The organism is Methanosarcina subterranea (assembly GCF_055385895.1).
Genome location: NZ_AP042426.1, coordinates 4,201,094 through 4,225,143, shown reverse-complemented (window position 1 = coordinate 4,225,143; position 24,050 = coordinate 4,201,094). Strand labels below are relative to the sequence as shown.

At 40.7% G+C, this 24,050-nt stretch carries 23 protein-coding genes and 1 tRNA gene; 14 read left to right on the top strand and 10 right to left on the bottom strand.

The genetic code is table 11. From position 1 onward, the window contains the following. Positions 1 to 350: 350 nt before the first annotated feature. From ACZ5A8_RS18390 to ACZ5A8_RS18380, 3 genes are all read right to left on the bottom strand, one after another. Positions 351 to 1,613 (bottom strand): diaminopimelate decarboxylase family protein, encoded by a 1,263-nt coding sequence (locus ACZ5A8_RS18390; RefSeq protein WP_464530797.1) that lies wholly within the window; start codon positions 1,611 to 1,613, stop codon positions 351 to 353. 211 nt (positions 1,614 to 1,824) lie between these two features. Beyond that, entirely contained in the window at positions 1,825 to 3,579 is a 1,755-nt protein-coding gene (polX, locus tag ACZ5A8_RS18385) for a DNA polymerase/3'-5' exonuclease PolX (protein ID WP_464530796.1), read from the bottom strand. Positions 3,580 to 3,775: 196 nt separating this feature from the next. Then, positions 3,776 to 5,518, bottom strand: a complete 1,743-nt coding sequence (locus tag ACZ5A8_RS18380; RefSeq protein WP_464530794.1) for an ATP-dependent DNA ligase — start codon at positions 5,516 to 5,518, stop codon at positions 3,776 to 3,778. A 211-nt stretch (positions 5,519 to 5,729) separates the two neighbouring features. Here ACZ5A8_RS18380 and ACZ5A8_RS18375 point away from each other — a divergent pair. After that, positions 5,730 to 5,801, top strand: a tRNA-Gly gene (locus tag ACZ5A8_RS18375). Between the two features lie 115 nt (positions 5,802 to 5,916). Here ACZ5A8_RS18375 and ACZ5A8_RS18370 read toward each other — a convergent pair. Then, a complete protein-coding gene (locus ACZ5A8_RS18370; RefSeq protein WP_464530793.1) occupies positions 5,917 to 6,324 on the bottom strand; it encodes a PaaI family thioesterase in 408 nt (135 codons plus the stop codon). A 370-nt stretch (positions 6,325 to 6,694) separates the two neighbouring features. On the opposite strand from ACZ5A8_RS18370, the gene ACZ5A8_RS18365 reads away from it, so the two are divergent. From ACZ5A8_RS18365 to ACZ5A8_RS18350, 4 genes are all read left to right on the top strand, one after another. Beyond that, positions 6,695 to 7,375 carry an alpha/beta hydrolase gene (locus tag ACZ5A8_RS18365; RefSeq protein WP_464530792.1) on the top strand — a complete coding sequence of 227 codons (681 nt, stop codon included), beginning with the start codon at positions 6,695 to 6,697 and terminating at the stop codon, positions 7,373 to 7,375. A gap of 320 nt (positions 7,376 to 7,695) precedes the next feature. After that, the gene (locus ACZ5A8_RS18360) at positions 7,696 to 8,838 is read left to right on the top strand and encodes a hypothetical protein (protein ID WP_464530790.1); all 1,143 of its coding nucleotides are present in this window, start codon (positions 7,696 to 7,698) and stop codon (positions 8,836 to 8,838) included. Between the two features lie 546 nt (positions 8,839 to 9,384). Then, positions 9,385 to 10,539, top strand: a complete 1,155-nt coding sequence (locus tag ACZ5A8_RS18355) for a hypothetical protein (protein ID WP_464530788.1) — start codon at positions 9,385 to 9,387, stop codon at positions 10,537 to 10,539. 277 nt (positions 10,540 to 10,816) lie between these two features. Then, positions 10,817 to 11,587, top strand: a complete 771-nt coding sequence (locus tag ACZ5A8_RS18350) for a potassium channel family protein (RefSeq protein WP_464530787.1) — start codon at positions 10,817 to 10,819, stop codon at positions 11,585 to 11,587. Positions 11,588 to 11,735: 148 nt separating this feature from the next. Here the strand turns inward: ACZ5A8_RS18350 and ACZ5A8_RS18345 are convergent, their stop codons facing one another. Both ACZ5A8_RS18345 and ACZ5A8_RS18340 read right to left on the bottom strand, forming a co-directional pair. Next, entirely contained in the window at positions 11,736 to 11,987 is a 252-nt protein-coding gene (locus ACZ5A8_RS18345) for a CBU_0592 family membrane protein (RefSeq protein WP_464530785.1), read from the bottom strand. A gap of 76 nt (positions 11,988 to 12,063) precedes the next feature. Then, positions 12,064 to 12,738, bottom strand: coding sequence for a ferric reductase-like transmembrane domain-containing protein (locus ACZ5A8_RS18340; protein WP_464530784.1), 675 nt, complete (start codon positions 12,736 to 12,738; stop codon positions 12,064 to 12,066). Between the two features lie 889 nt (positions 12,739 to 13,627). On the opposite strand from ACZ5A8_RS18340, the gene ACZ5A8_RS18335 reads away from it, so the two are divergent. Next, a complete protein-coding gene (locus tag ACZ5A8_RS18335; RefSeq protein ID WP_464530783.1) occupies positions 13,628 to 13,981 on the top strand; it encodes a hypothetical protein in 354 nt (117 codons plus the stop codon). 330 nt (positions 13,982 to 14,311) lie between these two features. Here ACZ5A8_RS18335 and ACZ5A8_RS18330 read toward each other — a convergent pair whose 3' ends face one another. Further along, positions 14,312 to 14,803 carry an N-acetyltransferase family protein gene (locus ACZ5A8_RS18330; RefSeq protein ID WP_464534202.1) on the bottom strand — a complete coding sequence of 164 codons (492 nt, stop codon included), beginning with the start codon at positions 14,801 to 14,803 and terminating at the stop codon, positions 14,312 to 14,314. A 247-nt stretch (positions 14,804 to 15,050) separates the two neighbouring features. Further along, positions 15,051 to 15,527 (bottom strand): MarR family winged helix-turn-helix transcriptional regulator, encoded by a 477-nt coding sequence (locus ACZ5A8_RS18325; RefSeq protein ID WP_464530781.1) that lies wholly within the window; start codon positions 15,525 to 15,527, stop codon positions 15,051 to 15,053. Positions 15,528 to 15,913: 386 nt separating this feature from the next. Here ACZ5A8_RS18325 and ACZ5A8_RS18320 point away from each other — a divergent pair, with 386 nt between their 5' ends. Beyond that, positions 15,914 to 16,369: a rhodanese-like domain-containing protein gene (locus ACZ5A8_RS18320; RefSeq protein WP_464530780.1), complete on the top strand. Its 456-nt coding sequence runs from the start codon at positions 15,914 to 15,916 to the stop codon at positions 16,367 to 16,369. A gap of 123 nt (positions 16,370 to 16,492) precedes the next feature. Here ACZ5A8_RS18320 and ACZ5A8_RS18315 read toward each other — a convergent pair whose 3' ends face one another. Further along, entirely contained in the window at positions 16,493 to 17,161 is a 669-nt protein-coding gene (locus ACZ5A8_RS18315) for a DUF2238 domain-containing protein (protein WP_464530778.1), read from the bottom strand. 217 nt (positions 17,162 to 17,378) lie between these two features. Here ACZ5A8_RS18315 and ACZ5A8_RS18310 point away from each other — a divergent pair, with 217 nt between their 5' ends. From ACZ5A8_RS18310 to ACZ5A8_RS18295, 4 genes are all read left to right on the top strand, one after another. Continuing rightward, entirely contained in the window at positions 17,379 to 17,756 is a 378-nt protein-coding gene (locus ACZ5A8_RS18310; protein ID WP_464530777.1) for a DUF2769 domain-containing protein, read from the top strand. Between the two features lie 460 nt (positions 17,757 to 18,216). Further along, a complete protein-coding gene (locus tag ACZ5A8_RS18305; protein WP_464530776.1) occupies positions 18,217 to 18,777 on the top strand; it encodes a cation:proton antiporter domain-containing protein in 561 nt (186 codons plus the stop codon). Beyond that, the gene (locus ACZ5A8_RS18300; RefSeq protein ID WP_464530774.1) at positions 18,758 to 19,189 is read left to right on the top strand and encodes a cation:proton antiporter domain-containing protein; all 432 of its coding nucleotides are present in this window, start codon (positions 18,758 to 18,760) and stop codon (positions 19,187 to 19,189) included. Before ACZ5A8_RS18305 ends, ACZ5A8_RS18300 begins: the two co-directional genes overlap by 20 nt. Positions 19,190 to 19,215: 26 nt before the next feature. Next, positions 19,216 to 19,434 (top strand): hypothetical protein, encoded by a 219-nt coding sequence (locus ACZ5A8_RS18295; protein WP_464530773.1) that lies wholly within the window; start codon positions 19,216 to 19,218, stop codon positions 19,432 to 19,434. 11 nt (positions 19,435 to 19,445) lie between these two features. On the opposite strand, the gene ACZ5A8_RS18290 is transcribed toward ACZ5A8_RS18295, so the two are convergent. Beyond that, entirely contained in the window at positions 19,446 to 20,009 is a 564-nt protein-coding gene (locus ACZ5A8_RS18290; RefSeq protein ID WP_464530771.1) for a cysteine hydrolase family protein, read from the bottom strand. Positions 20,010 to 20,146: 137 nt separating this feature from the next. Here ACZ5A8_RS18290 and ACZ5A8_RS18285 point away from each other — a divergent pair, with 137 nt between their 5' ends. The 3 genes from ACZ5A8_RS18285 to ACZ5A8_RS18275 all read left to right on the top strand — a co-directional run bounded on the left by ACZ5A8_RS18285 (position 20,147) and on the right by ACZ5A8_RS18275 (position 23,823). Then, positions 20,147 to 20,806 carry a methyltransferase family protein gene (locus tag ACZ5A8_RS18285; protein ID WP_464530770.1) on the top strand — a complete coding sequence of 220 codons (660 nt, stop codon included), beginning with the start codon at positions 20,147 to 20,149 and terminating at the stop codon, positions 20,804 to 20,806. A gap of 337 nt (positions 20,807 to 21,143) precedes the next feature. Then, positions 21,144 to 23,162, top strand: a complete 2,019-nt coding sequence (locus tag ACZ5A8_RS18280; RefSeq protein WP_464530769.1) for a monovalent cation:proton antiporter family protein — start codon at positions 21,144 to 21,146, stop codon at positions 23,160 to 23,162. Positions 23,163 to 23,229: 67 nt separating this feature from the next. After that, a complete protein-coding gene (locus ACZ5A8_RS18275) occupies positions 23,230 to 23,823 on the top strand; it encodes a Maf family nucleotide pyrophosphatase (protein WP_464534200.1) in 594 nt (197 codons plus the stop codon). The last annotated feature ends 227 nt before the right edge of the window (positions 23,824 to 24,050 follow it).

Sequence of the window (24,050 nt, the reverse complement as noted above, 5' to 3'; positions counted from 1 at the left end):
GTTCTACAGCTATCGGAATATGGATCCGGAGGCAATGTTCGCATTACAGGGCTATCTCAATTCTACCATCATCAGTTCTTTCACTCCGGAGTCCAAAGTTCTATTCTTGAAGAGTCTGGATTGTGGAGCCTGCGGTTTTGATAGCTGCAATGAGATGTTTGAACATTAGATCGGGAATCTACAAAAAACCTTGAGTAAAAATTGAAATTCCAGGAAATTGGGATTCCGAAGTATTCTATTAAGTAAAATGAAATAAAGAAAAAGGCGGATTTTGAAAAATCGAGATTACTTCCGCATCTTGCTATTTTTTACTTCTCTTTATTTTTACTTATTATTTGCTGATGGGTCATTCACCCGAAACTTTTCAACCGCTCGAAATCCAGGGTTGCAAAGTAGTCTTCAATCGTCTCTGCCCTTCGGATCTGTATGACGCTTCCATCTTCTCTCAGCAGGAGTTCGGCAGAGCGAAGTTTTCCATTATAATTGAAACCCATCGCATGCCCGTGCGCGCCTGCATCGTGAATTGCCAGGATATCTTCTATTTCTACTTCAGGGAGCATCCTATCAATTGCAAATTTATCATTATTTTCGCAGAGAGAACCAGTAACATCATATTTGCGGACAGGGGCTTCCGTTTCTTTTCCGAGTACGGTTATGTGATGATAGGCTCCGTATATCCCGGGACGCATGAGGTTTGCCATGCAAGAGTCCAGACCCACGTAGTCTTTGTATGTACTTTTGAGGTGCCTGACCTGTGAGACGAGATAGCCATAGGGGCCTGTGATAACCCTGCCGCATTCAAGATAAACCTTGATAGGAGCAAGCCCGTTAGCTGTGATGGTGACATCGTAGGCTTCTTTTACGCCTTTTGCCACGGCATCTAAGGAGACTGGCTCCTGCTCGGGTCTGTAGGGGATGCCTATTCCTCCGCCGAGGTTTACGAACTCGAACCGGACACCGAGTTCCTTTGAGATTTCCACGATTAGTTCGAAAAGGATCTTTGCAGTTTCAACGAAATAATCCGGGTTGAGTTCGTTTGAGGCTACCATTGTGTGCAACCCGAAGCGCTTGACCCCCTTATCTCTGAGGACTCTGTACCCTTCAAAAAGCTGCTCTCTGGTGAAACCGTACTTTGCCTCTTCGGGTTTTCCTATTATAGCATTTCCTTCTTTCAGGGGGCCAGGATTATACCTGAAGCAAACGATTTCCGGGAGCCCTGCATGTTTTTCCAGGTAAGAGATATGGGTAATGTCATCAAGGTTGATAAAGCCGCCAAGTTCCTTTGCTTTTACAAATTCCTCAGTCGGCGTATCATTGGAACTAAACATAATATCATCGCCGGCCATTCCTGCTTTTTCAGCAAGGATCAGTTCCGGCAGGGAACTGCAGTCTGCCCCGAAACCTTCCTCTTTGAGGATCTTAAGGATAAAAGGGTTAGGAAGAGCTTTTACGGCAAAAAACTCCTTGAAGCCGGGAACATCTTTAAAGGCGGATTTCATTCTTCTGGCGTTTTCCCTAATGGCTTTCTCATCGTAAATATGAAATGGGGTGGAGTATTTCTCCATTATTTTTTGGATATCTTCTCTGGTGAAGGGGAGGTCCTTTGAAACCATTATCGTAACCTTTTGCCTTTTGTTTAATCGATTTTATATCAATTTGAACTTCTATTCCTTTATTAGTTTTTCCACTATCCGAGGCCTGGGATAAAAAATATTGATTACAGAAATAGAGCTTTGTTTTAAAAGATATCAAATCTCTGTTATTTAACGCCAGTTTCAGATAAGCCAGCTATTTTTGGATTATCCCTATCAATACAGGATTTTTTCAATCCCTGAGCTTTTTGAAAACTTCTTTAAGCCTCGAGTATGGGTAGGTATTCACAACGTCTTCTTTTTCAAGCCAGCCCCTTCTTGCCTGCCCGAGCCCGTAGCGCGTGGAAGAAAGATCCGGTATGGAATGGCTGTCCGTCGAAATACAGAATTTCAGGCCATGGTCTTTTGCCCTCAGGATAAGCTCATCGTTAAGGTCCAACCTTGGGGGTTGGCAGTTAATCTCCATAACTTTCCCGCCTGCCATTGCCGCCTCAAAAACCTTTCCGAAATTAACAGCATAAGCCGCCCTTTTCCCAAGTAGCCTGCCTGATGGGTGGGCAAGTATGTCAAGGTGCTTATTTTCCAGGGAAGCTACAATTCTTCCTGTCATTTCTCTTTCTGAAGCGGAAAAACCTGAGTGTACAGCTCCGACTACGATATCAAGCTCCTTAAGGATTTCATCAGGATAGTCAAGGCTTCCGTCTTTAAGGATCTCAACCTCTGAGCCTCTGAGGATTTTTATTCTGAAGCGCTTTGACAATTCTTTTATTTCTTTCCACTGTGTTTTCAGAGTTTCGATTTCCATCCCGTTTGCAATTCTCTGGGAGCGTGAATGGTCTGTGACAGCAATATACTCGTACCCCATAGCTTCGGCTTTTTCTATCATAACCTCAAGGCTTTCCCTCCCTTCACTGTAGTTTGTATGCATATGGAAATCTCCTCTGAGATCTCCCGCATCCACAAGTTTGGGAAGGGCATTTTTTGCCGCAGCTTTAATTTCCCCTCTGTTTTCCCGGAGCTCAGGCGCAATGTACTCAAGCCCAATCTTCCTGTAGATTTCTTCTTCACTTTTGCCTGCAACCTGTTCTCCCGAACCTTTTGAATATAGCCCGTATTCGGAAAGCTTGTAACCTTCTTTGAGGGCGATATTCCTGAGTTGTATGTTGTGTTCCTTTGAGCCCGTGAAATACTGTAGAGCTGCCCCATAACTTTCAGGAGGGACTACTCTCAGGTCAATGCCAAGGCCTTCTTTAAGAATCACGCTGCTTCTAGTCCTCCCTTTTGAGACAACCTGTCCTGTTGCAGGAAGAGAAACAAAAGCGTTCATTATCTTCCCTGCCTCTTCATCTTCCGCTTCTGCGAGGATATCAATATCTCCTATAGTCTCTTTCAGCCTGCGCAGAGAGCCTGTATAGATTATCTTCGAAAGGTCAATATTAGGAGTTCTAGTCTGGAGTTCGGTTCTCAGGGCAGATATGATTTCTTCGGCAAGTGGGAGTGCCTTTCCAAGTGCTATTCTGGAGTGGCTTTTTTCGTAATTTTCAATTGCTCGTGCGATATTTTCTTCGCTTTTTTCCCCGAAGCCTTCAAGCTTCCTGATCCTGTGCGCATTAACTGCATTTTTCAGGTCTGACATGGTTTTTATCTCAAGCGCATCAGCAAGCCTTTTCATCTTTTTTGCTCCAAGCCCTCTGATCTCCATCAGCTCGGCAGTGCCTGAAGGAGCTTTCACTTTCAGTTTTTCAAATTTTTCCACCTTTCCGGTTTCCAGGTATTCGGCTATATGGTCAGCAATAGATTCGCCTACTCCCGGAATCCCTGTCAGCCCCTCTTTCCCTTCTCTCTCATAGACCTTCTCAATATCCTCACCAAAGTTTTCTATATTCTGAGCTGCCCGCCTGTAGGCTCGCGGTTTCCATTCAATCTGCTGGAACTCCATAATATCAGCAGTTTCATATAACAATTCGGCAATCTCACGGTTTCGCAACGGCCCCCCAACTCCCTTTTCAGTGTTTTTTCCTTCCCTCTCGTCAAGATTTTTTGCTTATACTTTTTTCTCTTTTCTTGTACTTCATTTTTCTTTTTCTCCTCTTTCTCAACCTGTCCTGTTAACAGATTTCCTTTTCTCCTCCTTTCTCAGCCGGTTTTATTACCAACTTTTCTTTCTATTATCCTGCCAGCTTTCAAGTTCCGTCCTTCAAGTCCCTTATTTCCTTAACCGTCGTGGCATCATAGGGGCCTCTGTCATACCTTATGCGCAAAAAACGGGGAAAACGTAGCGCGAGTCCTGTTTCTTCTTTTCCTTCCCCTGCCGTATGCCCGGGACTGTTTGTGATCTCCGAGCCAAGGACTTCAATAACAATTGTCGGTTCTATGAAAATGTCAGGAAGCATCCCTTTTTTTATGGAGACATTCTTTGGAGCTTCACTCGCAATATGGGCTGAAAGCAAACTATTGATTTCTTCTGCATCCGCTTCAGTAAAACCAGTACCTACTTTTGTTAAAGTTTCGAACCGCTGTTCCTCTTTATTCAGGACCGCACAGAGAAGCGCCCCAAAGGACCCTCTTCTCCTCCCCCTTCCGTAATAGCTCCCTACAACCACGAGATCAAAGGTCTCTCTCATTCCTTCTGAGTATTCCTGTTTCCATTTGAACCAGAACCAGCTCCTTTTTCCGGCTTCGTAAACAGAGTTGCTACTCATGGATTTGACTACGATCCCTTCAAGTCCTTTCTCGACGGTTTCGTTAAAAAAGTCTTCAATTTCCTCAATGTTTTCTGTAATGGTTCTCCTGGCCAGATGAACTATTCCCTGAACAGCAACATGCATCTCAAGCAAAGCTCTTCTTTCAGGATAGGGTTTCTTTAGAAGGGACTCTCCGTTGAGGTAAAGGATATCAAAAAAGAAAACCGCAACAGGACATTTTTCCCTGTACTTTTCAATCTCGTATTTTCTGCGCCTCTGCATAAGCCTTTGAAACGGATAAAATTTTTCTATCCGATTACCGTCTTTCTCCAGTTCAGCGTATGCAACTATTTCCCCATCAAGCACAATTTTATCCACAGTGACACTTTTTTTAACTGCTTCGATAATATCCGGATACTGGGCAGTGATGTCCTCAAGCCTCCGGGAAAACGCTTTAATCCAGTCTCCATCTTTGTGGACCTGTATCCTTTCTCCGTCATATTTCTCTTCGGCTGCTTTTTTGCCCTGAACCCTTTTTTCAAGCTCTTCAAAGTTTTCAACACGCTGGGAAAGCATTGATTTTACAGGCCTTCCCGGCTTTATGGAAAAATTCCCTGGAGTCCTGGCTCCGTGCTCTGCAAGGGTTTTTGCCAGTTCCCCTATATCCGTACAGACACTGTAGCTTTCTTTTATTTTTCCTGCGTGTTTTTTATCTCCTGTGAAGGCGATGGAGAAAGCTTCGAGCAAAAATTGGTCTCCAAATCCGAGCCTGAGCCTCCCCAGTACGAGCCTCACAATATATTTCCCTTCTTCAGGCGTGGCTTTCTGCAAGATATCGGAAAGAAGCCCGGTCTTTTCCTCCTGGCTTCCTTTCCCTGAGGCTTCTTTTATCTGTCTCAGCCTTTCAAAAACATCTTCAATAGTCAGGGATGCTTCTCTTTTTGCGCTGAGCACAAAAGCCACATCTCCAAGGTCTCCTTCCCTTGCATACTTTCTTATGACCTCTTCTTCGGGAACTCCATAAGCCCCTGCGATGGCTCTTATGGCAAGCCTGTCCTTAATTCCTAATGTTGTGTTCTCAAAGGCAGGTCCTATGCTCCCAAGAAACAGATACGCACTATCCCTTACCTCATCTCCTTTGAGCCCCTCAAAAAAACCAGCAAGTTTCCTTACGATTTCCTTATGGGACGTGATCTTTTCAAGCTCCTCAAAAAGCTCTGCAAGCTCTTTAAACCGCGCCATTGACCCCTCTCCGAATAAGCGGTTTGAAATTTCTACAATAACTATTCCCTGCCCCGGTCTTTATCGCTTTGCACCCTCAAGTTTAAGAAATAGATATTCATTTCCAGTAAAGGATAAACCAGTACTCTTCGGCATCTCTCTCCTTTTACCGAAACATTTAATATCTAAAAGATGCATGAGAAGAGTACACAGCAGTTCTTTAAGACAGTCTGCGACTGTGGTTTAGTGGCTATGACCTGAGCTTCCCAAGCTTAGAACCCGGGTTCGAATCCCGGCAGTCGCATCCTGAGTTTTTAAAACTTTTACTGTATAAAAAATAACAATTTTAACTTTAATTGACATTTTTATTTTAGTAGTATTTTTTTGTTGCTTACAACAGAATTTCTGATTTCTGAAACTTAAACATCCGAAAAGTCAAGCGTAAACTTTTTTCTATAGACCATTCCCTGAAATATTGCCACGAGATCTCCTTCGTCGTCAGTGATATTCACAGTATATGTGGCGATTTTAGGGTTTATTGAAGTTTCCTTTGCTTCGGCTGTTAAAGTCCCTTTTGTTGCAGCTTTTACAAAAGAAATATTTGAATTGATCCCAACTGCAGCAATCCCGTATGCATTTGATGCTGCTGCAAAAGCAAGGTCTGCAAGAGTAAATAATGCCCCACCCTGCACTGCTTTTAACGCGTTCAGGTGTTTTTCTTCTATCTCCATCATGGCTTTTGCATATCCTGGGGAAACTTCCAGCAATTCTATTCCTGTATGTGCAGCGAATTTATCTTTTTTAAAAAAATTTTTGAGATCTTCCATAAAATTACTCCGGTAATTGTCAGTAAAATCACTTTCCATTTGCCATATTTTTAATTAAAGTTATTCCTTGAAGGCTGCATTCAGGAATATTTTCCTTTTCTTTTCTTTTCCGTTTGAAAGAAGGCTCCACTTTTTCTTTCAGTTATCTTTATATCTCTTTCAAATTCCTTTTTAAATCTCCTTTTTAAATCTCCTTTTTAAATCTCCTTTTTAAATCTCCTTTTTAAATCTCCTTTTTAATTTGATTATCAATATATGGCTTTAGAAATCGCTTTCTTATTTTGTTTTTTAAAGCCTGTTCCACAATCTGTTAATGAATAATTTAGTGCTATCCGTAAATGCCTAATAAGCCGGAGTTTTAGATAGGTTTATGGATGGGAAAAAGAGAACAGAATTCGGGGATGAAGTACTGGAAGCCAGTATTCTTGGTATAAATAAAGAGCCCGGAGATGGATTTGAACTCGTCACAATCGAAACAAGCCGTGGAAGGGTTGAATGCCGTTATTACACTGCTGAGGATACGAATAAGGCAGTAATTATGGTTGGAGGAATTGGAGGGGGCTTTGATACTCCTGCGGACGACCTGTATCCTCGTTTATGTATGGATTTGCTGGAGTCCGGAATAAGTTCGCTAAGAGTCAGTTTCAGGTATCCTACTGATCTGGCAGAAGCCACAATGGATGTGCTGGTAGGAATTGATTTCATAAAAGACGAAGGCGTTACTGAACTTGGCCTGATAGGACACTCATTTGGAGGGGCTGTCGTTGTTCAGGCTGCACATAATGAAAATGCGGTGAAAACAATAGTTACCCTTTCCACTCAGAGTTTAGGAGTTAGCCCGATCTCTAATCTTGCAGAAGGGGTTTCAGTACTCCTGATCCACGGAGATGAGGATAAAACACTGCCTTCAGGAAGCTCGGTATATGCATATTCTCTGGCACATGAACCAAAGAAGCTTACAATATACGAAGGGGCAGGGCACAGTTTAAGTGAAGTCTCGGATGAAGTCTATAAGGAAGTAAAGAGCTGGATTAAAGATTACTTAATATAAATTCTCTATTTTTCTTTTTAAGTTCTCTATGTCTCTTTTGGATTTCTATTTGTAAGAAGGTTGGTTTATCTAATTTCTTATTAAGCTCCTTATGTAAAACTTATGTCGTGAATAGTGCCATTGTTTAATAGTCAATGAAGCTTTCAGAACATTTCATAGCTCTTGAAACTGAATTAACCCTCGGTATACTTAAAAAGAGATTAAGTATTTATAAATTCCGCCTTTATTATTTAACTGGTTAATATTAAACCAACTTTTATTTAATTGGGTTTTATAAATATAGTCGGCCTGAAGGTCGAACTCGTATACGGGGGTAATGTATGAAAGTGAAATTGATAGTTTCTCTGCTAGCACTGTGCCTGACCTTGTCTATCGTATCCGTGCAAGCACAAACTAATATGCTCGGAAATATGGAAGACATAGATGTGATCATGAAAGGAAATATTACTGAAAATATCACATGTAATATAACCGGAAATGCAGTTATAGTCGAAGAAACGGATAACGCCACCGATGATATGAATAATGTCACCGATGATACGAATAACGTTACTGATGGCATGAATAACGTTACCGAGGACATGACGTCTGATGTGACCGGGAAAATAATTTTAATCAGAGACCTGGGCAATATGACCGAAAAAGCGGTTATGATCGGAAGTGCGGATGATATCCCCGGAAACGTGGTTATTTTCGGAAGAACGAATAACATAACCGAAGATATGAACGTTACCGAAGACATGAATAATGTCATCGAAAATATGATCATACTCAAGACTGGAAATATGACCGGAACGATCACATTCAACACGGTCGAAGACATGGATAATGCCACCGGCATGAATAACATGACTGAAGACATGGATAATATGACTGTGCTCATGACCGGAAATATGACCGGAACCGTAACAGGCGATATGACCCGAAAAATGGTTGTAATCAGAAATATGGGTGACATTGACGAAGTTGCTGAAGCACTGTCCAATATGACCGAAATGGACGAAGATACGGATAATATGACTGAACCCATGACATGCGATCTTACCGGAAAGATGGTTGTAATCAGAAATATGGATGATATGGCCGAAATGGAAGATGAAGACATAGATGATCTGATCGCGATGGACGGAAATACGGCTATTATCGGGACCATGGATAACATAACCGGAACGGATGAAGACATGGATGAAGGCATGGATAACGTAACCGGAAAAATAGTCATAGTCAGAAGCATAGATGATATGATTAGAATCGTGACCAAGAACGTTACCTGTGATATAACTCAAAGCACGACTATAATCGAAGAAATGGGTAACATGACAGAAGATATGGATACAATAACAGAAGATACGGATGATATGACCGAAGATACGGATGATATGACCGAAGATACGGATGATATGACCGAAGATACGGATGATATGACCGAAGATGCGGATAATATGACCGAAGATATAGTGTGATCATTGATCGGTAAAATGTTCGCGTAATAAAGTAGAAACAAAGGGATAAGTAATCAAAATGTTGATTACTGAGTCAGTTTAAAAGTAGAGACTGCAAGCTTGTAGTTTTACAGTTTGCTGTTCTTTACTCTTTTTTAACTATTCTTGCATCTTCTTCTCTTACTAATGTTTTCTTAATATCTAAAGTCAGTTTTTTAATCCAGCTTGATTCTACTATTACTGTAATACTGAAAGTTAAATACTGAAAGTTAAATGTAAATCTCCGATTTGAACAATTTTCTTGAAATATATTGTTTTAAGAAGTTTCTGGGCAAGCTATGAGTCATTCCTGTATGAACTTAATAAATTATAACAAATATTATTTTCAAAGTGCCTACTGATTCTGAAAAGATGATTAACCCTCAGCATAGTTAAATAGAGATTAAGTATTTATAAATTCCCTATTTATTATTAAATTGTTTTATATTAAAATAAATTTTATTTAATTGGGTATTATATAATGCAGTCGGCACAAGTGGCCGAATTTTTGCATACGGGGGGTATAGAATGAAAATGAAATTGATAGTTTCTCTGCTGGTTATGTGCCTGGCTTTTTCTCTTGGATCAACACAGGCCCAAACTGAAGAGAACAATGTATCTGAAGAGGGAGATTTGAGCACGGACGGAAACGTTAGTACGCTTACAAATAAAGAAGTTAATGTAAGACAGGAATCCGGTGGGGATGTCAAATGGATTTTACCAGGTCCGCGGAGGCTCGATCCGGTAATCTTTGGAACTCCGGAAATGCCACTGGGCTTTGAAGAAGAAATTGGTGTCCCTATCGAAAACAGGTCAGTAAATGATGATGAGACCGAGTTTAATTCAACAATAGAAGATACACCTTATTCCGATAATTTCTCGAGTATCAACGGTTCCTTCACTATGGATTTGACAGATCGGACTCCTGTGGATGTCAATGAATCCGAGGATACAGCTGAAGCTGAATTCAACTTTACTGATCCTTCGGGTGAAATCGAATACCGCGTAGTCCTGACAAATGTCACTAACGTTGGGCAGTTCCACCCGGTTCTTGGTGGTGTGGTAATTGACGGAATCGCTCACGGAAGGTCATCAATAGATACACGCCTGGAGCCAACCTCTTATGCATACGGAGCTGTCTGGGGTGTAGGAGAACTTTACATAAACGGCACTCTTGTCAGCGATGACAGGGTCATACACGCTATGGCAACCGAACGTGTCAGAAGCTCGGATGAAGAAGGTTACAGGCTGCTCTTTGATAACGAATTACCTCACCAGGGCATACAGGTACATCTCGTGATGCCTGAGAAGATCATGGCTGACAACGGGACAATGGTTGAAGAGCCAGTACCTACCAATTACACTCTTCCAGACGGTGAGGAACAGCCTTTCATTCATGTAGCGTTTGACGAACCTCAGCTAGAAGGTCTTGAAATCCTCAATTTCATGAACGTAACCGAGGACATGATGGACAACATGACCGGAAATGTGACCGATAACATGACTGGAAATATGACCGATAACATGACTGGAAATATGACCGATGACATGGTCGGTGACGACGAAGATGATGATACTGCCGGTGACGATGAAGATGTTGGTACCGTCGATGAAGGCGAAGATCTCGGTACCGTCGGTGATAACGGGGAGGATGATAACACCGGTGATAATAACAATATGTGAAACAGTACGATAATTGATTAGAAGTTTGCTCAGGAGATATATAAGCTGTAAACTTGTAATACTTACAGTCTATTATTTCCAAATTTCTTCATTTTTTCGAAATTAAATAAGTCAGTATACAAAGCTTTTTTGTTCCTAAATAGACACTTTTTTACTGAAATAGCTTTATTAAAGGACCTATAAATGCTTTGAGAAGACTTATTATATTTACCAATTCTTCTTACTCATAGGAGTATACTCACTCTAATACGATTATCATATTGATGAGAGTAAATATATGGATAAAGGTCGATTGAATGAAGAAAGAGTAGAGTTACTTAGCCAGATTAATTCACTTTTTGATTTTCCTTTGATTCTATTGTCAATCCTATGGTTGATCCTTATTATTCTCGATTTTGTCTACGGGCTTTCACCACTTTTGCAAACAGCAAGTAATGTTATATGGGGTATATTTATAGCTGATTTTTTCATTGAGCTGTATATTGCTCCTGATAAAAAGGTTTATTTAAAAGGAAACTGGCTTATTGCTCTGTCTCTATTTGTGCCTGCATTAAGGATTTTCAGTTTATTCCGTGGGTTCAGAGTAATTAAAGCTACAAGTTTTATCCGATCTTTTAATCTTGTCCGGGTTCTCTCTTCATTTAACAGAAGTATAAGGACTGTCAGGACTGCAATGAAACAGAGAGGCCTGGAGTATGTCCTTCTGCTTACTGCTTTAATAACTTCTATCGGGGCAGCAGGCATGTATAGTTTTGAGCGTCCTGGGCTTAGTTCTTACGGGGATGCTTTCTGGTGGACAGCCATGATTATGACAACAATAGGGAGCGATTACTGGCCAAAAACTGTTGAAGGAAGAGCATTAACTTTTTTATTATCTGTTTACGCTTTTGCAATCTTTGGATACATAACTGCAGCTCTTGCCAGTCTTCTTGTCGGAAAAGAAAAGGAAACATCCTCAAAAGAGATCACGGAGTTGCGTCAGGAAGTACAGCGACTTTCCAGTGAAATTAGCAGGCTTTCAGAAAGGGAAAAAAATAATTTTAAGTAAAATTCTCTGTAAATCCTGGTGTCTAGGAAATTTATTTATGAGCTATCATAATTAGTAAAAAAGACTACGTATGAGGGGTAATCTAAATGTTAATGCCCCATAATTATGTTGTCATGACACTAGCTGTTTCTTCTCACTTTACTCCTTTTTAATTTTCATCCGAGACTTTAAACAGCCTGACAAGCCCGATAAAGGCTACGAGCGCCCATGTCCCTTCAAGAACCACGAAAGGCACGTAGTCAATAAGTACCGAAGCATAGCACGATAGCCCTGCACCGACTATGTTTAGTATTGCATAGGTCTTTGTATCCTGCATCAAGATCTTGAAGAGATTAAGAAGAAATGCCAGTAGCAACAGGAGTACTCCTGTTGAGCCTACTGTAACTGAAAATTCAACCATGGGCGAAAAATATATTTTACTAATATATCTTTTTTCCGCACATAGTTCAGTAAAATACACGTTTTGTATTGGAAACTTAAATATTATCTTTATTCTTCCGAGGTTTCGTCTTCGTACCTGACCTCTTATGTATGAATACACCTATTACAGCAGCTGCCATCACAAGTGCAAGCATTCTCATAATATCTAATCTGAAGTCACTGCCTATCAGCAGGGCGTGTGCTGTGACAAGTAAAAAAGCCAGGTAATGGAGATAATGCACCTTCTTCCAGTTTCTATATTTTTTCCTGTATATGGCAATGCCGGCAGCCAGCAGGAAGAGATACAGCGCTGTCCTGCCTCCTAACGCAAGAAATACCTCCACCGGATAAAGTACAGGCAAAAAAATCCTGAAGTCCTGCGCTTCAATGGCAAGAGTTAGCGGATGAATGAGGATTAATAGAATCCCTATCCTCGCCAGATTATGGTGAGCTTTCAAAAAGGGCAACCCTAATATTTTTCTCATTTTAGCCATGTATTCAGAACTAAGTATTGCAATGAAAATTGTCAGATAACCGAATGTTGCTGTAAATCGGGCTACCATCCTTAGAGGTTCTCCAGGTTTCTGTAGAAGGATGTACGCTATAAAAATAACTATAACCAGAATAATAGCATAAATTAAGTAAAATTGTTTATTCGGCGCCTTTTTACCTGAAGTTTCTCTGCCTGAACTATGATTACGCATACTTTTTCCTGTGTCATTTCTACCCAAACTTGTCCCCCTTTAATTAATTAATTAATTAATTAGCTAATCATCTTATCCTGATAGCCATTCCACATAGAGTAATTTTCACCAGAAATTTATTATAAGCTCCTTATAATACTCTTAATTTTGGCGAAAATTGCCCCATATGATTGTACATGTTAATTACTTTAATCACATAAAGAGCTCATCCCAAAACCAGGTTTACTCTAAAATCAAAAGGATCTCAGAACTGTTTTCCGTGATCAAAAACACGATTAATTATTCAAAATTTGCAATTTAGAAGAGTAGTGTCATGGAAATTTAATTATTAATCACCTAATAAGCTATGAATCCCTTTATATCGATAACAAACTATCAAAATGTTATGTTTAATAATTAAATTGTCGCGACAGTAGTTATGAGTTTTGGGATCGGCTCAAAATTAAATTCAGTTAAAATATTCTTTTCATATCTATGTTCTTAAGCTATTCTTAAGCAAGTGTTTATATCACTTTTGCAGGATTATTTTTATCAAATTTAAGTAAGTTTTGTAATCAAAACTGCACCTTAGATTAAAAAATATTGTAAAAAAAATAACTTTTTGAGAGCCTGTTTATAAAAAGTATATCACATATTATATATCTTAAAATAATATAGATTCCTAATTTATATTTCTACATATATTATATCTTCCTGGTAATAATCTCTTGTTGGTACAATTCGTTGGCGTAATTTGGAATTACTTTCATTGGTACATAAGGCGAGGACAGGATTTACCAATTAATCACCAGATTTACTCTTCAAAGACTAATTGGTAAAATCGTATTATACACAGTGCATTTACCGACTGGAAGTAGGCCGAAAAACCAGCGACCCTAAATTGTACAAGAGAATAAAATTCTGGGAGTGTAAACAAATGGTAAAGCTAAGAATAAAAAAGACACTGACCATTTTGCTGGCAGTCTTTTTTGTAATGGCATCGACAGCTGCGTCAGTAAGTGCGTGTGATAGCAAAGATAAATGTGACTATAAGGACAAGTGCGACTATAAGGACAAGTGCGACTATAAGGACCAGTACGACTTCAAAGACAAATGTGACTATAAGGACAAGTACGACTTCAAAGACAAGTGCGACTATAAGGACAAGTGCGACTTTAAAGACAAATATGACTTTAAAGGTTACAAGTTTGATGACTGTTTTTCCTTTGATATCCTGTGGATGCTTTTCGGGGATATCTTTGATGATGGAAAATGCTTTTCTAAATACTAACCGAATGTAAAAATTAAATGAAAAGTCCAAAATAACTGGATACAAAGCTAACGACGACCCGTTCGTATGAACCTGCATCATTACAGGAGCAGTAAGGATCTAATCTCCAGTAAATAAACTGAGCCTTCTCCTGGTAGGACTTACACATTTGATGAGCGAAATCGAGTAGGGGCAATCTGTTATGAGTATTATAAGTAGACAGTTTGGAATTCCATACTGCTGGTTTTTCGGTTCAACTGTATAAGTCCTATATGATGCTGACCGCCAACCGTTAAAGTTGATCTACGAATTATCCTTTTTTTATATTTTTTATGAGTATTAGTTTGGTAATTACAGCAATTTTTGCATCCAGACAGTATCAAAGAATTTCCCATTCTTTTTCCCTGCTTCCCTGAATCTACCGCATTCTGAGAACCCGTGCTGGCTATGGAAACGGATGCTTCCTTCATTGAGGGAAGAAATGTTTGCCAGGATACAGTGCAGTCCTTTTTCCCTGGCGCCTGAAAGGAGATATTCCATCATCATGGAGCCTATTCCTTTTCCCGTATACTCGGGACTGATAAAGTACGAGATTTCTGCTGTTCCGGAAAAAGTGGGCATTGGCGAATGGGGACGGAGCATACAAAAACCCAGTAATGTTTTATTTTCGTCTTTTACAACAGCATTTGGATACCCTGAAATAGCCTGGAGGAAGAAGCCGAAGAATTCATACGGCACTTTATTTTCGGGATAAGCGGCAAAACTATGCTCAATATAGTAATTAAAAGTATCAATTACACCCTCCCGGTCTTCGGGAGAGATAGGAGCAAATTCAAATTCCATTTTACTCACCTGTTTTCCCTGCTTCAAAGGCCTTATTTGCCTTTTTAGAAGTTCTTTTTGTTTCCTTACTATACTTTTTTAAGTTCTTTTATTAATTCCATATGGTATAGCATGTATACTATTTATCCATAGACTTACTATTTTAATTTAGCTGCTAAACAAAACATTTTCTTTCAGGCTGAAGTTTCAAATTTCATCTATGAGGCTGAATTTGTTCTTTTTTCCTGTTTTTGGCCCTGAACTCCACTTATTCGTATCTCTCCATACACCGGTCAAACATCCCCTCAATATGCCCGTAGACTCTAAGAAATGCCTCTATCTCAGCATCGTTCATCCGCTCAAGCTCTTTCCTGATTCCTTTCTCCATTGACTCATGAAGGGATCTATGCCAATCGAAAGCTTCCCTGCCGAAATCTGTCAGTTCAAGCATAATGTCTTTTTTATTTGCAGGAGTGTGGACCTTTTTTACAAGTCCCTTTTTCTCGAGTTTTTTGACCATCTGGGAGATTGCCCCTTTTGTCACTCCAAGGTGGAAAGCTATAGAAGTCAGGTTTTCTGTCGGGTTCTTTCCAACAATTTCAATTACATGGAATTCCGAGGGGTAGAGAAGTACACCGTGTCCTATATCCACAGGTTTTTTCTCCAGTGCATACGCTTTATTCAGGATTCGGATTCCACTCCCTATCAGAGAGTCTACTTTTTCGTCCAGGCTCAATTTATTCACTTGCTGCATCCTCAGTAATGTTTTAATCTGCCTTTTATACCCCCAAAATGGAAGCGAGTCTCTTATGTTCTTTTTTACATTATAAGGCTCACTTTTCGTGTGGGCTTGCTGAAAGCTTCAGATCTATTTTGAGTGTTTTAGTTCATGTGAAAAAGTATTTACTAAGGATATATTAAAACGGGTTTACAAATACCCGCAAATAAGTATGTTGTTAAAGTTAAAGATGATAGAACAGGGCTAAGATTTTAGAATACTTCAGGAAACTTTGTGATACTCGGAATTGTTTTATATTCAAATAAGCTTGTATTCTCTGGCGACAGTTTAAGAGTTCCTAGCCTTCCCCAGGATCTCTTAGCTCTATATTAATTCAGTCCGGAGGTGCCCGAGTGAACAAACAAAAATTAGTATATGTTGCTTTTTTTCTCGTATTTTTTATAGTAATACTGAACTTTATGCCGCGGACTGAAAACGTCCCTGCAGAGGTTGAAAACATAAGTGTTGAAGAAGCAAAGAGAATGGTAGAAAGAGGAGATGTATTTGTGCTCGATGTCCGTACGCCTTCCGAGTTTAATTCATCGCATATCGAAGGTGCAACCCTGATTCCAGTGGCTAATGCTTCAGGATCGAATTTGAGTCCGGAAAGTCTGCTTGAAGCGCGGATAAATGAAGTTCCCAAAAATAAAAAAGTGCTTGTCTACTGTAGGTCAGGGCACAGAAGCACTTCAGCAAGTACAATCCTTGTAAACTCCGGATATTCGCAGGTATATAATATGGAAGGGGGCATTAATGCCTGGATAGGTGCAGGGTATCCGGTTCTAAGTTCGGAAGATCAGGAAGTTTAGAGCCTATAATGTCGGAAGCCTATGGTACGGGAATATACCTAATCCTTCCTAATCCTTCCTAACCATACCTAACCATAGCTGATCATACCTTTTCTTCATCCTTTCGAGCTTTAGGTTCTATTCTCACAGCTCCATCCGTCCCTTTTCTTTTTTAAATTCTGGATGATCCTCTTTCAGGATTTCTATTTCCTCTTTTGAGAACATTAATTCGATCATATTTGCTCTCGGATATTTTACGTAAAGGTAGCCTCCTGCGGAAACGACAAGTCCCCCTATAAATACGAAAATCAAATCTATCATTGTATCCGGGTGTGGTTGTTGCAATTCAAATCCGAAAAATGTATCAAGGATATATTCAATAATTTCCCAGATTCCCCCGGCAGCCATTGAAATGGCAAATGAGAAAGATGCAATCATGAATGGGCTTAGTTGAACATGGGCTTTTGCTTCCTTCAAGCGGAAAATAATCGAAAAACTGATTAAAGCTATGTTGATTCCCATCAATAAGTGCAGTAATATGTCCCACCACCAGATTTCCTCAAAGAACGATTTAAAGCTCCCAAGGTAAGTCCCAAGGAAAAGGTAAACCAGTATAAGAGTGTCAATGAGGCTTGGAAAATCTGCCCTGAAATCTTTCCGTATGAGTGCTGGAGAGAACATCAGAAGTAGAGCCAGTAAAGATAATGCAAAATCCAGCACATTGCTCACAAAATACGAGGCTGTTCCTATAACGACTATAAAAACAAAATATGACAGGTATATCCCCACTCGTACCTTATCCTCTCTTCTCATAATGTAATGTCAATTTTTATAAATATAAAACTTCTATTTCGCAGCTTTTTTCCAGGTATTTCTTTGATTTTTCCTCGATAAAACTGCTTAATTTCATGTTCATAAAGTCTTCCATAATGACTATTGTATATTTATTATGTAGCTGAAAAGACTTTTATGCCCTTAAACTAAAACCAGAAATGGAATACTAAGTTGAGTTCTAATCCGGGGGATAAATATGAATAAAAGCAGAAATTCTTCATCTGAAGGTACAAGCTCTATAACACCCGGGGAAAGGGGCACGGACTTTGAAGTCCCTTATGCACGGGAAAACATTAACAAATGCAGATGCCCACAGTGTCCGGTCCAGGCCGACAGCAAATGTGCACAGGATAAACTTGGAAGTTCAAAAAAAGCAATGGAGAACATGTCTGGAGAAAAAGTCCCGAACCCCGAGGATGTTCCGGGAATATACTGCTCGACCGGCAAAGCCACCTGTCAGGACCTTAACCCTGACCAGCAATGCATCTGTAATACCTGTGATGTCTGGAAAGAGTACGATCTCGGAGGAAGTAGCCCGTCTCAATACTTCTGCCAGAACGGCAAAGCAACCTGATTTCTTACTACTTTCTGCAGGGTGGCGGTACCTCTGTTTTTCATGTAAGGACTGCCATCTCGTCAATATTTCCTATCATCTCTTTCTGCTGTCTATTTTTTAAAGATCAAACTGTTTCCTGTTGGCTTTAGTCTCTTTATTCAGCCTTTTTGTTTTATTGGATTTACGTTCTTAAATTGAAACTGCTTATATCGTAAACCATTTATGATTTAGATCTTTTTTGAATTGAGTTCATTTATATATTTAAATAGTTTAATCTTACGCACAGTCTGTAAATATGATTCAAAAATGCATCTCTGACTTGCAATTTAGAAAATAGAAATTTGATTATAATTCTAAATACCTTTCTAACCATATATCTTAAAAGAATGAATTTGAAGAATAGTAGTTTTTTGGTAATACCGGTTTTTGCGAGGACAGTAGCTTTTTGGAAATAATAGCTTTTTGGGGTTAATGGGGAATGGAAGAGACGATTAACATAGTCCTTGTTATCATAGGCGGGCTGGTCTTCTTTCTGGGGCTTATTTCCGAAGTCATTAAAAGGTTAAATTTCTCAGAGCCTATTGCAGCCCTGGTCCTGGGGGTTTTATTGAGTCCGGCGGTCTCTGGGATTTTTGATCTGGATATCTGGAACCACAGGTTGCTCGAAGAGGTTGCCAGGCTAGCGGTTGCTGTTGGTGTAATGGGAGTGGCGCTTCGAGTCCCTTCCTCGTATACTAAAGAACACTGGCGGTCCGTAGTAATGATGCATGTAGTTACAATGCCTTTCAGATGGATTGCCAGCAGTTTGCTCACGTACTGGATTACAGGCTTTGGGTTTACCATATCCCTGCTTATAGGAGCTATTGTAACTCCAAGCGACCCCATACTTACTTTATCCGTAGTAAGCGGGAAGCTGGCAGAAAAAAACCTCCCTGGAAGATTAAGGCACTTTCTTTTGACAGAAGCAGGTTCCAACGAAGGTCTGGCTTACCTTTTTGTAGTTCTTCCTTATTCTATTGATGGCTCTCAGGCCTGCTGAGGCTTTAAACCGCTGGACAGTACACACCCTCCTCTGGGAAATGGGCTTTTCCATAGTCCTTGGATCTGTAGCAGGCTATATATCCGGCCGCATGCTGAGAATCGCCGAAAGTAAGGGCACCATTGACGCATCCTCTTATTACTCATATTGCCTGGCTCTTACGCTCCTGGTACTCGGGGGAGTAAAACTCCTTGAGGGTGAGGGAATACTTGCTGTTTTTGTTGCAGGGACTATTTTCAGTATGGTCTCAACCGAAAAAGAAAGGCATGAAGAGGAGCATGTTGTTGAAGGTGTAGACCGCTTTTTTATGGTCCCTATATTTACCCTTCTGGGCCTTGTTTTACCCTGGCAGGAGTGGGCAAAACTCGGGTGGGAGGGCTTATTGCTGGCTGGTTCGGCCCTGTCGGGATAGGAGCTTTCTACTATTCCCAGGTCTCAATGAGACAAACCGGAATAATGGAAATATGGCCTGTTGTCAGCCTCATAGTTTGCATGTCAATTGTACTTCACGGAATAACTGAAACTCCCTTCGCAAAACTCTATAGGAAGCTTTCCCCTGAAAAATCAGAACAAAATCACGAAAAATCAGAAAATCACAAACTTGAGCCTCAGAAAAAGGAATATTTGTATATAAAAAATTTCGGCAAGAAATTTTAAAAAGGGAACTTTCAGGAAAGGTACTCCTCTGCAGTCATAACAGTTGCAAACATGCCGTCCAGTGCAGCCATGAAGACAGCATGAACAGTACAGGCAGGCAGAAGCTTATTTTCTAATTTAAGATCACGGGTGACACAGGCATCGGCAATCAGGGTAGAAGTAAAACCAAGTTCTTTTGCAGCTCTGACGGTTGTGTCTATACACATGTGGCTCATCGCCCCGCAAACTACCAGATTTGTCACATCCGCTTCTTTCAGCCGCGAGAGGAGTTCGGTCTGGAAAAAGCTATTCGGGAAATGTTTTTCAATGACCGTCTCCTCAGGAAGGGGCTGGATGCTGGCATGGATGTCTGCCCCGAGAGTCCCGGGTATGAAAAAAGTGGCTCCAGGTCTGACAGACAGGTGCTTAATAAAGAAAATAGGCTTGCCCGTAATACGGAATGCTTTAATGAGGGAAACTACCTTTTTTGCCGCATCTTCCATGCCTGCAAGTTCCATCCTGCCGCCTGGAAAATAATCGCTCTGGATATCAATAAGAAGAAGGGCTTCTTTCATACCGCTGAATGAAGCTGTCAACAATGATATTTTTGACGGTTTTTTCACGACTTCCGGAAATGTGTCTAAACTTTAAAGCTTGACTTACCTTTTGTGTTTCATATGAGTTTATTGAGGCCGGAAAAGTAGAAAAACAATTACTTTAATTAAAATAGTAAATGGTTAAATTCGAAAATAGAACCGAAGATTGGATCAGCTGGAGTATAGGTATCTTCATGCTTTTGCTGGCAGCTGCAGCCTGGATGATTATGGGTGATACATGGAGCTCTTTAAACCATCTGCCAGTTTATGTTTATACAGGAGTCCTCGTATTCTACCTGCGGGCAGAAAAATTCGCATGTAAAGGCTCGGACATTACAGGAATACAATCAAATAAATGGACTCGCCATCTGCTTTTATTCTTCTGGTGGCTGCTTTTAATTGTTCCGGCACTTGAATACAGTCTTTTTTCAAGGTATTCTTTTGCCGTTACAGCCATAGGAGCAGTGCTGGTAGTGTCTGGAACAGTCCTCAGGGCCTGGGGCATATGGACACTGGGAGAATATTTCTCTGTCCATATAGAGATCAAGGATAACCACGAGCTGGTCGAAAATGGTCCTTACAGGTTCATAAGGCATCCGGCCTATGCAGGAAATCTATTACAAGCTGTCGGCATTCCGCTTATACTCAATGCGTTTTATTCCCTCAGCATTTCGGTAGTGCTGATTTTCCTGTTCTTATACAGGTTGAAACTGGAAGAAGAGACCTTAATCAGGGAAGTGAAAGGGTACAGGGAGTATACAAAGAGAACAGACAGACTGATCCCAAAGGTATGGTAATCAGTATCCGGGCACCAGAGTTCTTTCACAATCTAAGTCAAAGGCGTAAATCACGGAGAACACGGAAATAAACCTGATAACTGTACATACCCCCGCTTTACTCCATGTTTTTTCCTCTCCACATTTTTTCCTACCGAAAATACTATATCTCTTAATAAATATTTGTTCACTTACAGTAGATAATTTTTGATGGGCGGGAGAGCATAAATGTTCGATATACACTCCGTCCTATTGTGTTTCCTGTACTCAGATTTACTATATCTCCTAGAAATTCAAGAAACTTCACTTACTGGAAATTTTAAATACTTTGTTCTGATTCCCAGAGGCGTAAAACGAAATGGAATTCTCTGTACTGGCACATGTTGATGTAATTCTCGGCTTTGCTATTCTTATCCTTACAATATTCTATAAATTTGAAGTCCCTCCGGTACTTGGTTTTCTTGTTACCGGAATGCTGATAGGGCCTCATGGGCTTGGGATCCTGGATAGCGGGCAGAATATGGAGCTGAATGCCGAACTCGGCATCGTTTTCCTTCTCTTTACGATCGGAGTAGACCTTTCTTTAAAAGAACTTTGGAAGATGAAAAAGGCTGTGATGGCAGGAGGAATTCTCCAGATCCTCTTTACAACAACTCTTACCCTTATTGTCTGTTCATGGATTGGTTTTAGCCCTGCAACATCTGTTTTTATAGGGTTCCTGATATCACTTAGCAGTACTGCAATAGTTCTCAAAGTCCTTCAGGACAGAAATGAAGTCTATACTCCACATGGAAAAACCTCGCTTGCAATTCTGATATTTCAAGACCTCGCAATCGTACCCCTTATTTTGATCACTCCTATGCTTGCAGGAAGTTCTGTGAGTTTTGAGGGGGCACTTCCTAATATTTTCTTCAAAGGCTCGCTGATCATTCTGGTTTTTATCCTGAGTGCCAAATTTCTTTTTCCCTGGATATTTTATCACGTAGGTAAGACAGGCAGCAAACAACTGTTCTTCGTCAGTGTTGTTTTCATCTGTCTCTCAGCAGCTATTTTTACCTCCAGCATAGGGCTATCTCTAGCTCTTGGAGCCTTTTTAGCGGGGATTGTTATATCGGGATCTCAATACAGCCATCAGGCAATGAGTAATATCCTGCCTTTGAAAGACATGTTTATGAGCTTTTTTTTCGTGTCCGTAGGCATGCTTCTGGATGTCAGTTATCTGCTTGATAACCTTCCTCTTCTTATTCTTGCAACGGTGATTCTCATTGTCATAAAATTAATAGCCGGAGTGGGTGTAACTTTCCTTCTCGGGTCTCCTCTCCGTACAACTATACTGACAGGGCTTGCTCTATCTCAGGTAGGGGAATTTTCTTTTGTCCTTTCCAGGCTGGGGCTGGAATATTCTCTCCTCACAGAGGAAACCTATCAGGCTTTTCTGGCAGTCTCTATCATAACTATGGGGGTTACGCCTTTTGTGATCAATGCTTCTTACAGGCCTGCTGATTTCATTGTTAGGAAGGTTTCAAGCACGGCTTTTGGTATGAAACTGGTACAGGGCATTTATTCGGAGCCCCTTGATTATGAAGAAAAAACCGAGCCTCAGATGAAAGACCACCTTATATTGGTAGGATTTGGCTTTTCCGGAAAGACAGTCTCGAAGGCTGCAAAAGCCGCAGGTATTCCCTATACTATCATTGAAATGAACCCTGAAATTGTGCAACAGGAGAAATCAAATGGGGAAAAAATACAGTATGGAGACGCAACCTTTGGTGCTGTTCTGGAACATGCAGGAGTTAAGAGTGCAAGAGTCCTTATAACCGGGATGTCCGACGCTGCCGCCACAAGGAAAATAGTCAAGGCCGCAAAGGAACTGAACCCTAATATCTGCATTATTGCAAAGGTACATGACCTGCAGGAAATGAAACGGCTTAATGCCCTGGGCGCGGATGAAATAATCCCTGAAGAATACGAAACCTCAGTAGAGATTTTTGTCCGACTGCTTGAAAAGTATCTCGTCCCGAGGGAAGACATTGAAAAAATGGTAAATGATGTGCGAGCTCACGGTTACAGGAGACTGCGGAAACTGACCGTTGATACAGGTATTGACAGTGGTTTCAGCATAAAAGACGGGCTTCCGGGAATCGATATTCAGATCCTCAAAGTGGGCAGAGGCTCTGATTTTGACGGAAAAACCCTTGCAGACCTGGAGTTCAGGAAAGAGCATGGGGTAACCGTACTGTCAGTCCGCAGGCGCTCGAATTTTTTCTCCACTCCAGCCGGGGATTTCCTTCTTCAGGCTAATGATGCCTGTATCCTGCTGGGAAAACCTGAGGACCTGTACAATGTCAGAAAGTTCTTCGAAAGCGCCCGCGCATAAGCAAAAATTTACCACTTATTTACTTTTTATGCATACAAATATATCCTATCCATCCGGACTTTTTCCCATGCGCAGGATAATTCTCGCGTCTGCCTCCCCAAGGAGAAAAGAACTGCTTAGACAGCTGATTGGAGATCATTTTCTTGTTTATCCGAGTTCTTATGAAGAACCGCCTCAACCAGGACTGGACCCTGAGGAGCTCCTTATTAGGCATTCCGTAGAGAAAGCCAGGGATGTGGCAAAACACTTTAACTCAGGAATTCTCATTTCTGCTGATACGTCGGTCATCTTCGAGGGGGAAATTCTGGGAAAGCCGCACCTGCCTGATAAAGCTGAGAAGATGCTCGAAAAATTAAGTGGGAGAGAGATTCAGGTTATAACCGGACTCACGGTTCTGGACCTTGACAGTGAGCAGGAAATTAGCGAATACGAATCAACAAATGTCTGGATAGCTAAAATGAGCAAAGAACAGATCTCAGCATATGTCAGGACAGGGGAACCTCTTGACAAAGCCGGGGCTTTTGCAGCTCAGGGAAAAGGCGCAGTCATGGTAGAAAGGATAGAAGGAGATTTCTTTAATGCAGTTGGGCTCCCTCTTTTTCGGCTTGGAAAAATCCTGGAAAGGCTTGGAGTATCAGTATTTGAAGAAGATTTCTCCTGACCTTTACCCCAGGTTCCCGGTTTCAGGCTCTTTTATTAAGGAGTTTACAGGAGCTACAAAAGTAATAAAGCAATTGGGAGTAATAAAGCAGTTGTGACTAAATTAAAAGTAACAGGGCAGCTATGCTTAATTAGCTGAAATATAGAGCAGTTTAGCTGATTAACAGGCCAGAAATTGAAACAATTAATCTGGCTAATTAACAGAGAACAAATGCGTTGAACTGTATT

Excerpts from the sequence above, each read along its gene's own strand:
- ACZ5A8_RS18390 (WP_464530797.1), bottom strand. The coding sequence starts at position 1,613 with ATGGTTTCAAAGGACCTCCCCTTCACCAGAGAAGATATCCAAAAAATA.
- ACZ5A8_RS18380 (WP_464530794.1), bottom strand. The coding sequence starts at position 5,518 with ATGGCGCGGTTTAAAGAGCTTGCAGAGCTTTTTGAGGAGCTTGAAAAG.
- ACZ5A8_RS18370 (WP_464530793.1), bottom strand. The coding sequence starts at position 6,324 with ATGGAAGATCTCAAAAATTTTTTTAAAAAAGATAAATTCGCTGCACAT.
- ACZ5A8_RS18365 (WP_464530792.1), top strand. The coding sequence starts at position 6,695 with ATGGATGGGAAAAAGAGAACAGAATTCGGGGATGAAGTACTGGAAGCC.
- ACZ5A8_RS18360 (WP_464530790.1), top strand. The coding sequence starts at position 7,696 with ATGAAAGTGAAATTGATAGTTTCTCTGCTAGCACTGTGCCTGACCTTG.
- ACZ5A8_RS18355 (WP_464530788.1), top strand. The coding sequence starts at position 9,385 with ATGAAAATGAAATTGATAGTTTCTCTGCTGGTTATGTGCCTGGCTTTT.
- ACZ5A8_RS18350 (WP_464530787.1), top strand. The coding sequence starts at position 10,817 with ATGGATAAAGGTCGATTGAATGAAGAAAGAGTAGAGTTACTTAGCCAG.
- ACZ5A8_RS18345 (WP_464530785.1), bottom strand. The coding sequence starts at position 11,987 with ATGGTTGAATTTTCAGTTACAGTAGGCTCAACAGGAGTACTCCTGTTG.
- ACZ5A8_RS18335 (WP_464530783.1), top strand. The coding sequence starts at position 13,628 with ATGGTAAAGCTAAGAATAAAAAAGACACTGACCATTTTGCTGGCAGTC.
- ACZ5A8_RS18330 (WP_464534202.1), bottom strand. The coding sequence starts at position 14,803 with ATGGAATTTGAATTTGCTCCTATCTCTCCCGAAGACCGGGAGGGTGTA.
- ACZ5A8_RS18315 (WP_464530778.1), bottom strand. The coding sequence starts at position 17,161 with ATGAGAAGAGAGGATAAGGTACGAGTGGGGATATACCTGTCATATTTT.
- ACZ5A8_RS18310 (WP_464530777.1), top strand. The coding sequence starts at position 17,379 with ATGAATAAAAGCAGAAATTCTTCATCTGAAGGTACAAGCTCTATAACA.
- ACZ5A8_RS18305 (WP_464530776.1), top strand. The coding sequence starts at position 18,217 with ATGGAAGAGACGATTAACATAGTCCTTGTTATCATAGGCGGGCTGGTC.
- ACZ5A8_RS18300 (WP_464530774.1), top strand. The coding sequence starts at position 18,758 with ATGGCTCTCAGGCCTGCTGAGGCTTTAAACCGCTGGACAGTACACACC.
- ACZ5A8_RS18295 (WP_464530773.1), top strand. The coding sequence starts at position 19,216 with ATGAGACAAACCGGAATAATGGAAATATGGCCTGTTGTCAGCCTCATA.
- ACZ5A8_RS18285 (WP_464530770.1), top strand. The coding sequence starts at position 20,147 with ATGGTTAAATTCGAAAATAGAACCGAAGATTGGATCAGCTGGAGTATA.
- ACZ5A8_RS18280 (WP_464530769.1), top strand. The coding sequence starts at position 21,144 with ATGGAATTCTCTGTACTGGCACATGTTGATGTAATTCTCGGCTTTGCT.
- ACZ5A8_RS18275 (WP_464534200.1), top strand. The coding sequence starts at position 23,230 with ATGCGCAGGATAATTCTCGCGTCTGCCTCCCCAAGGAGAAAAGAACTG.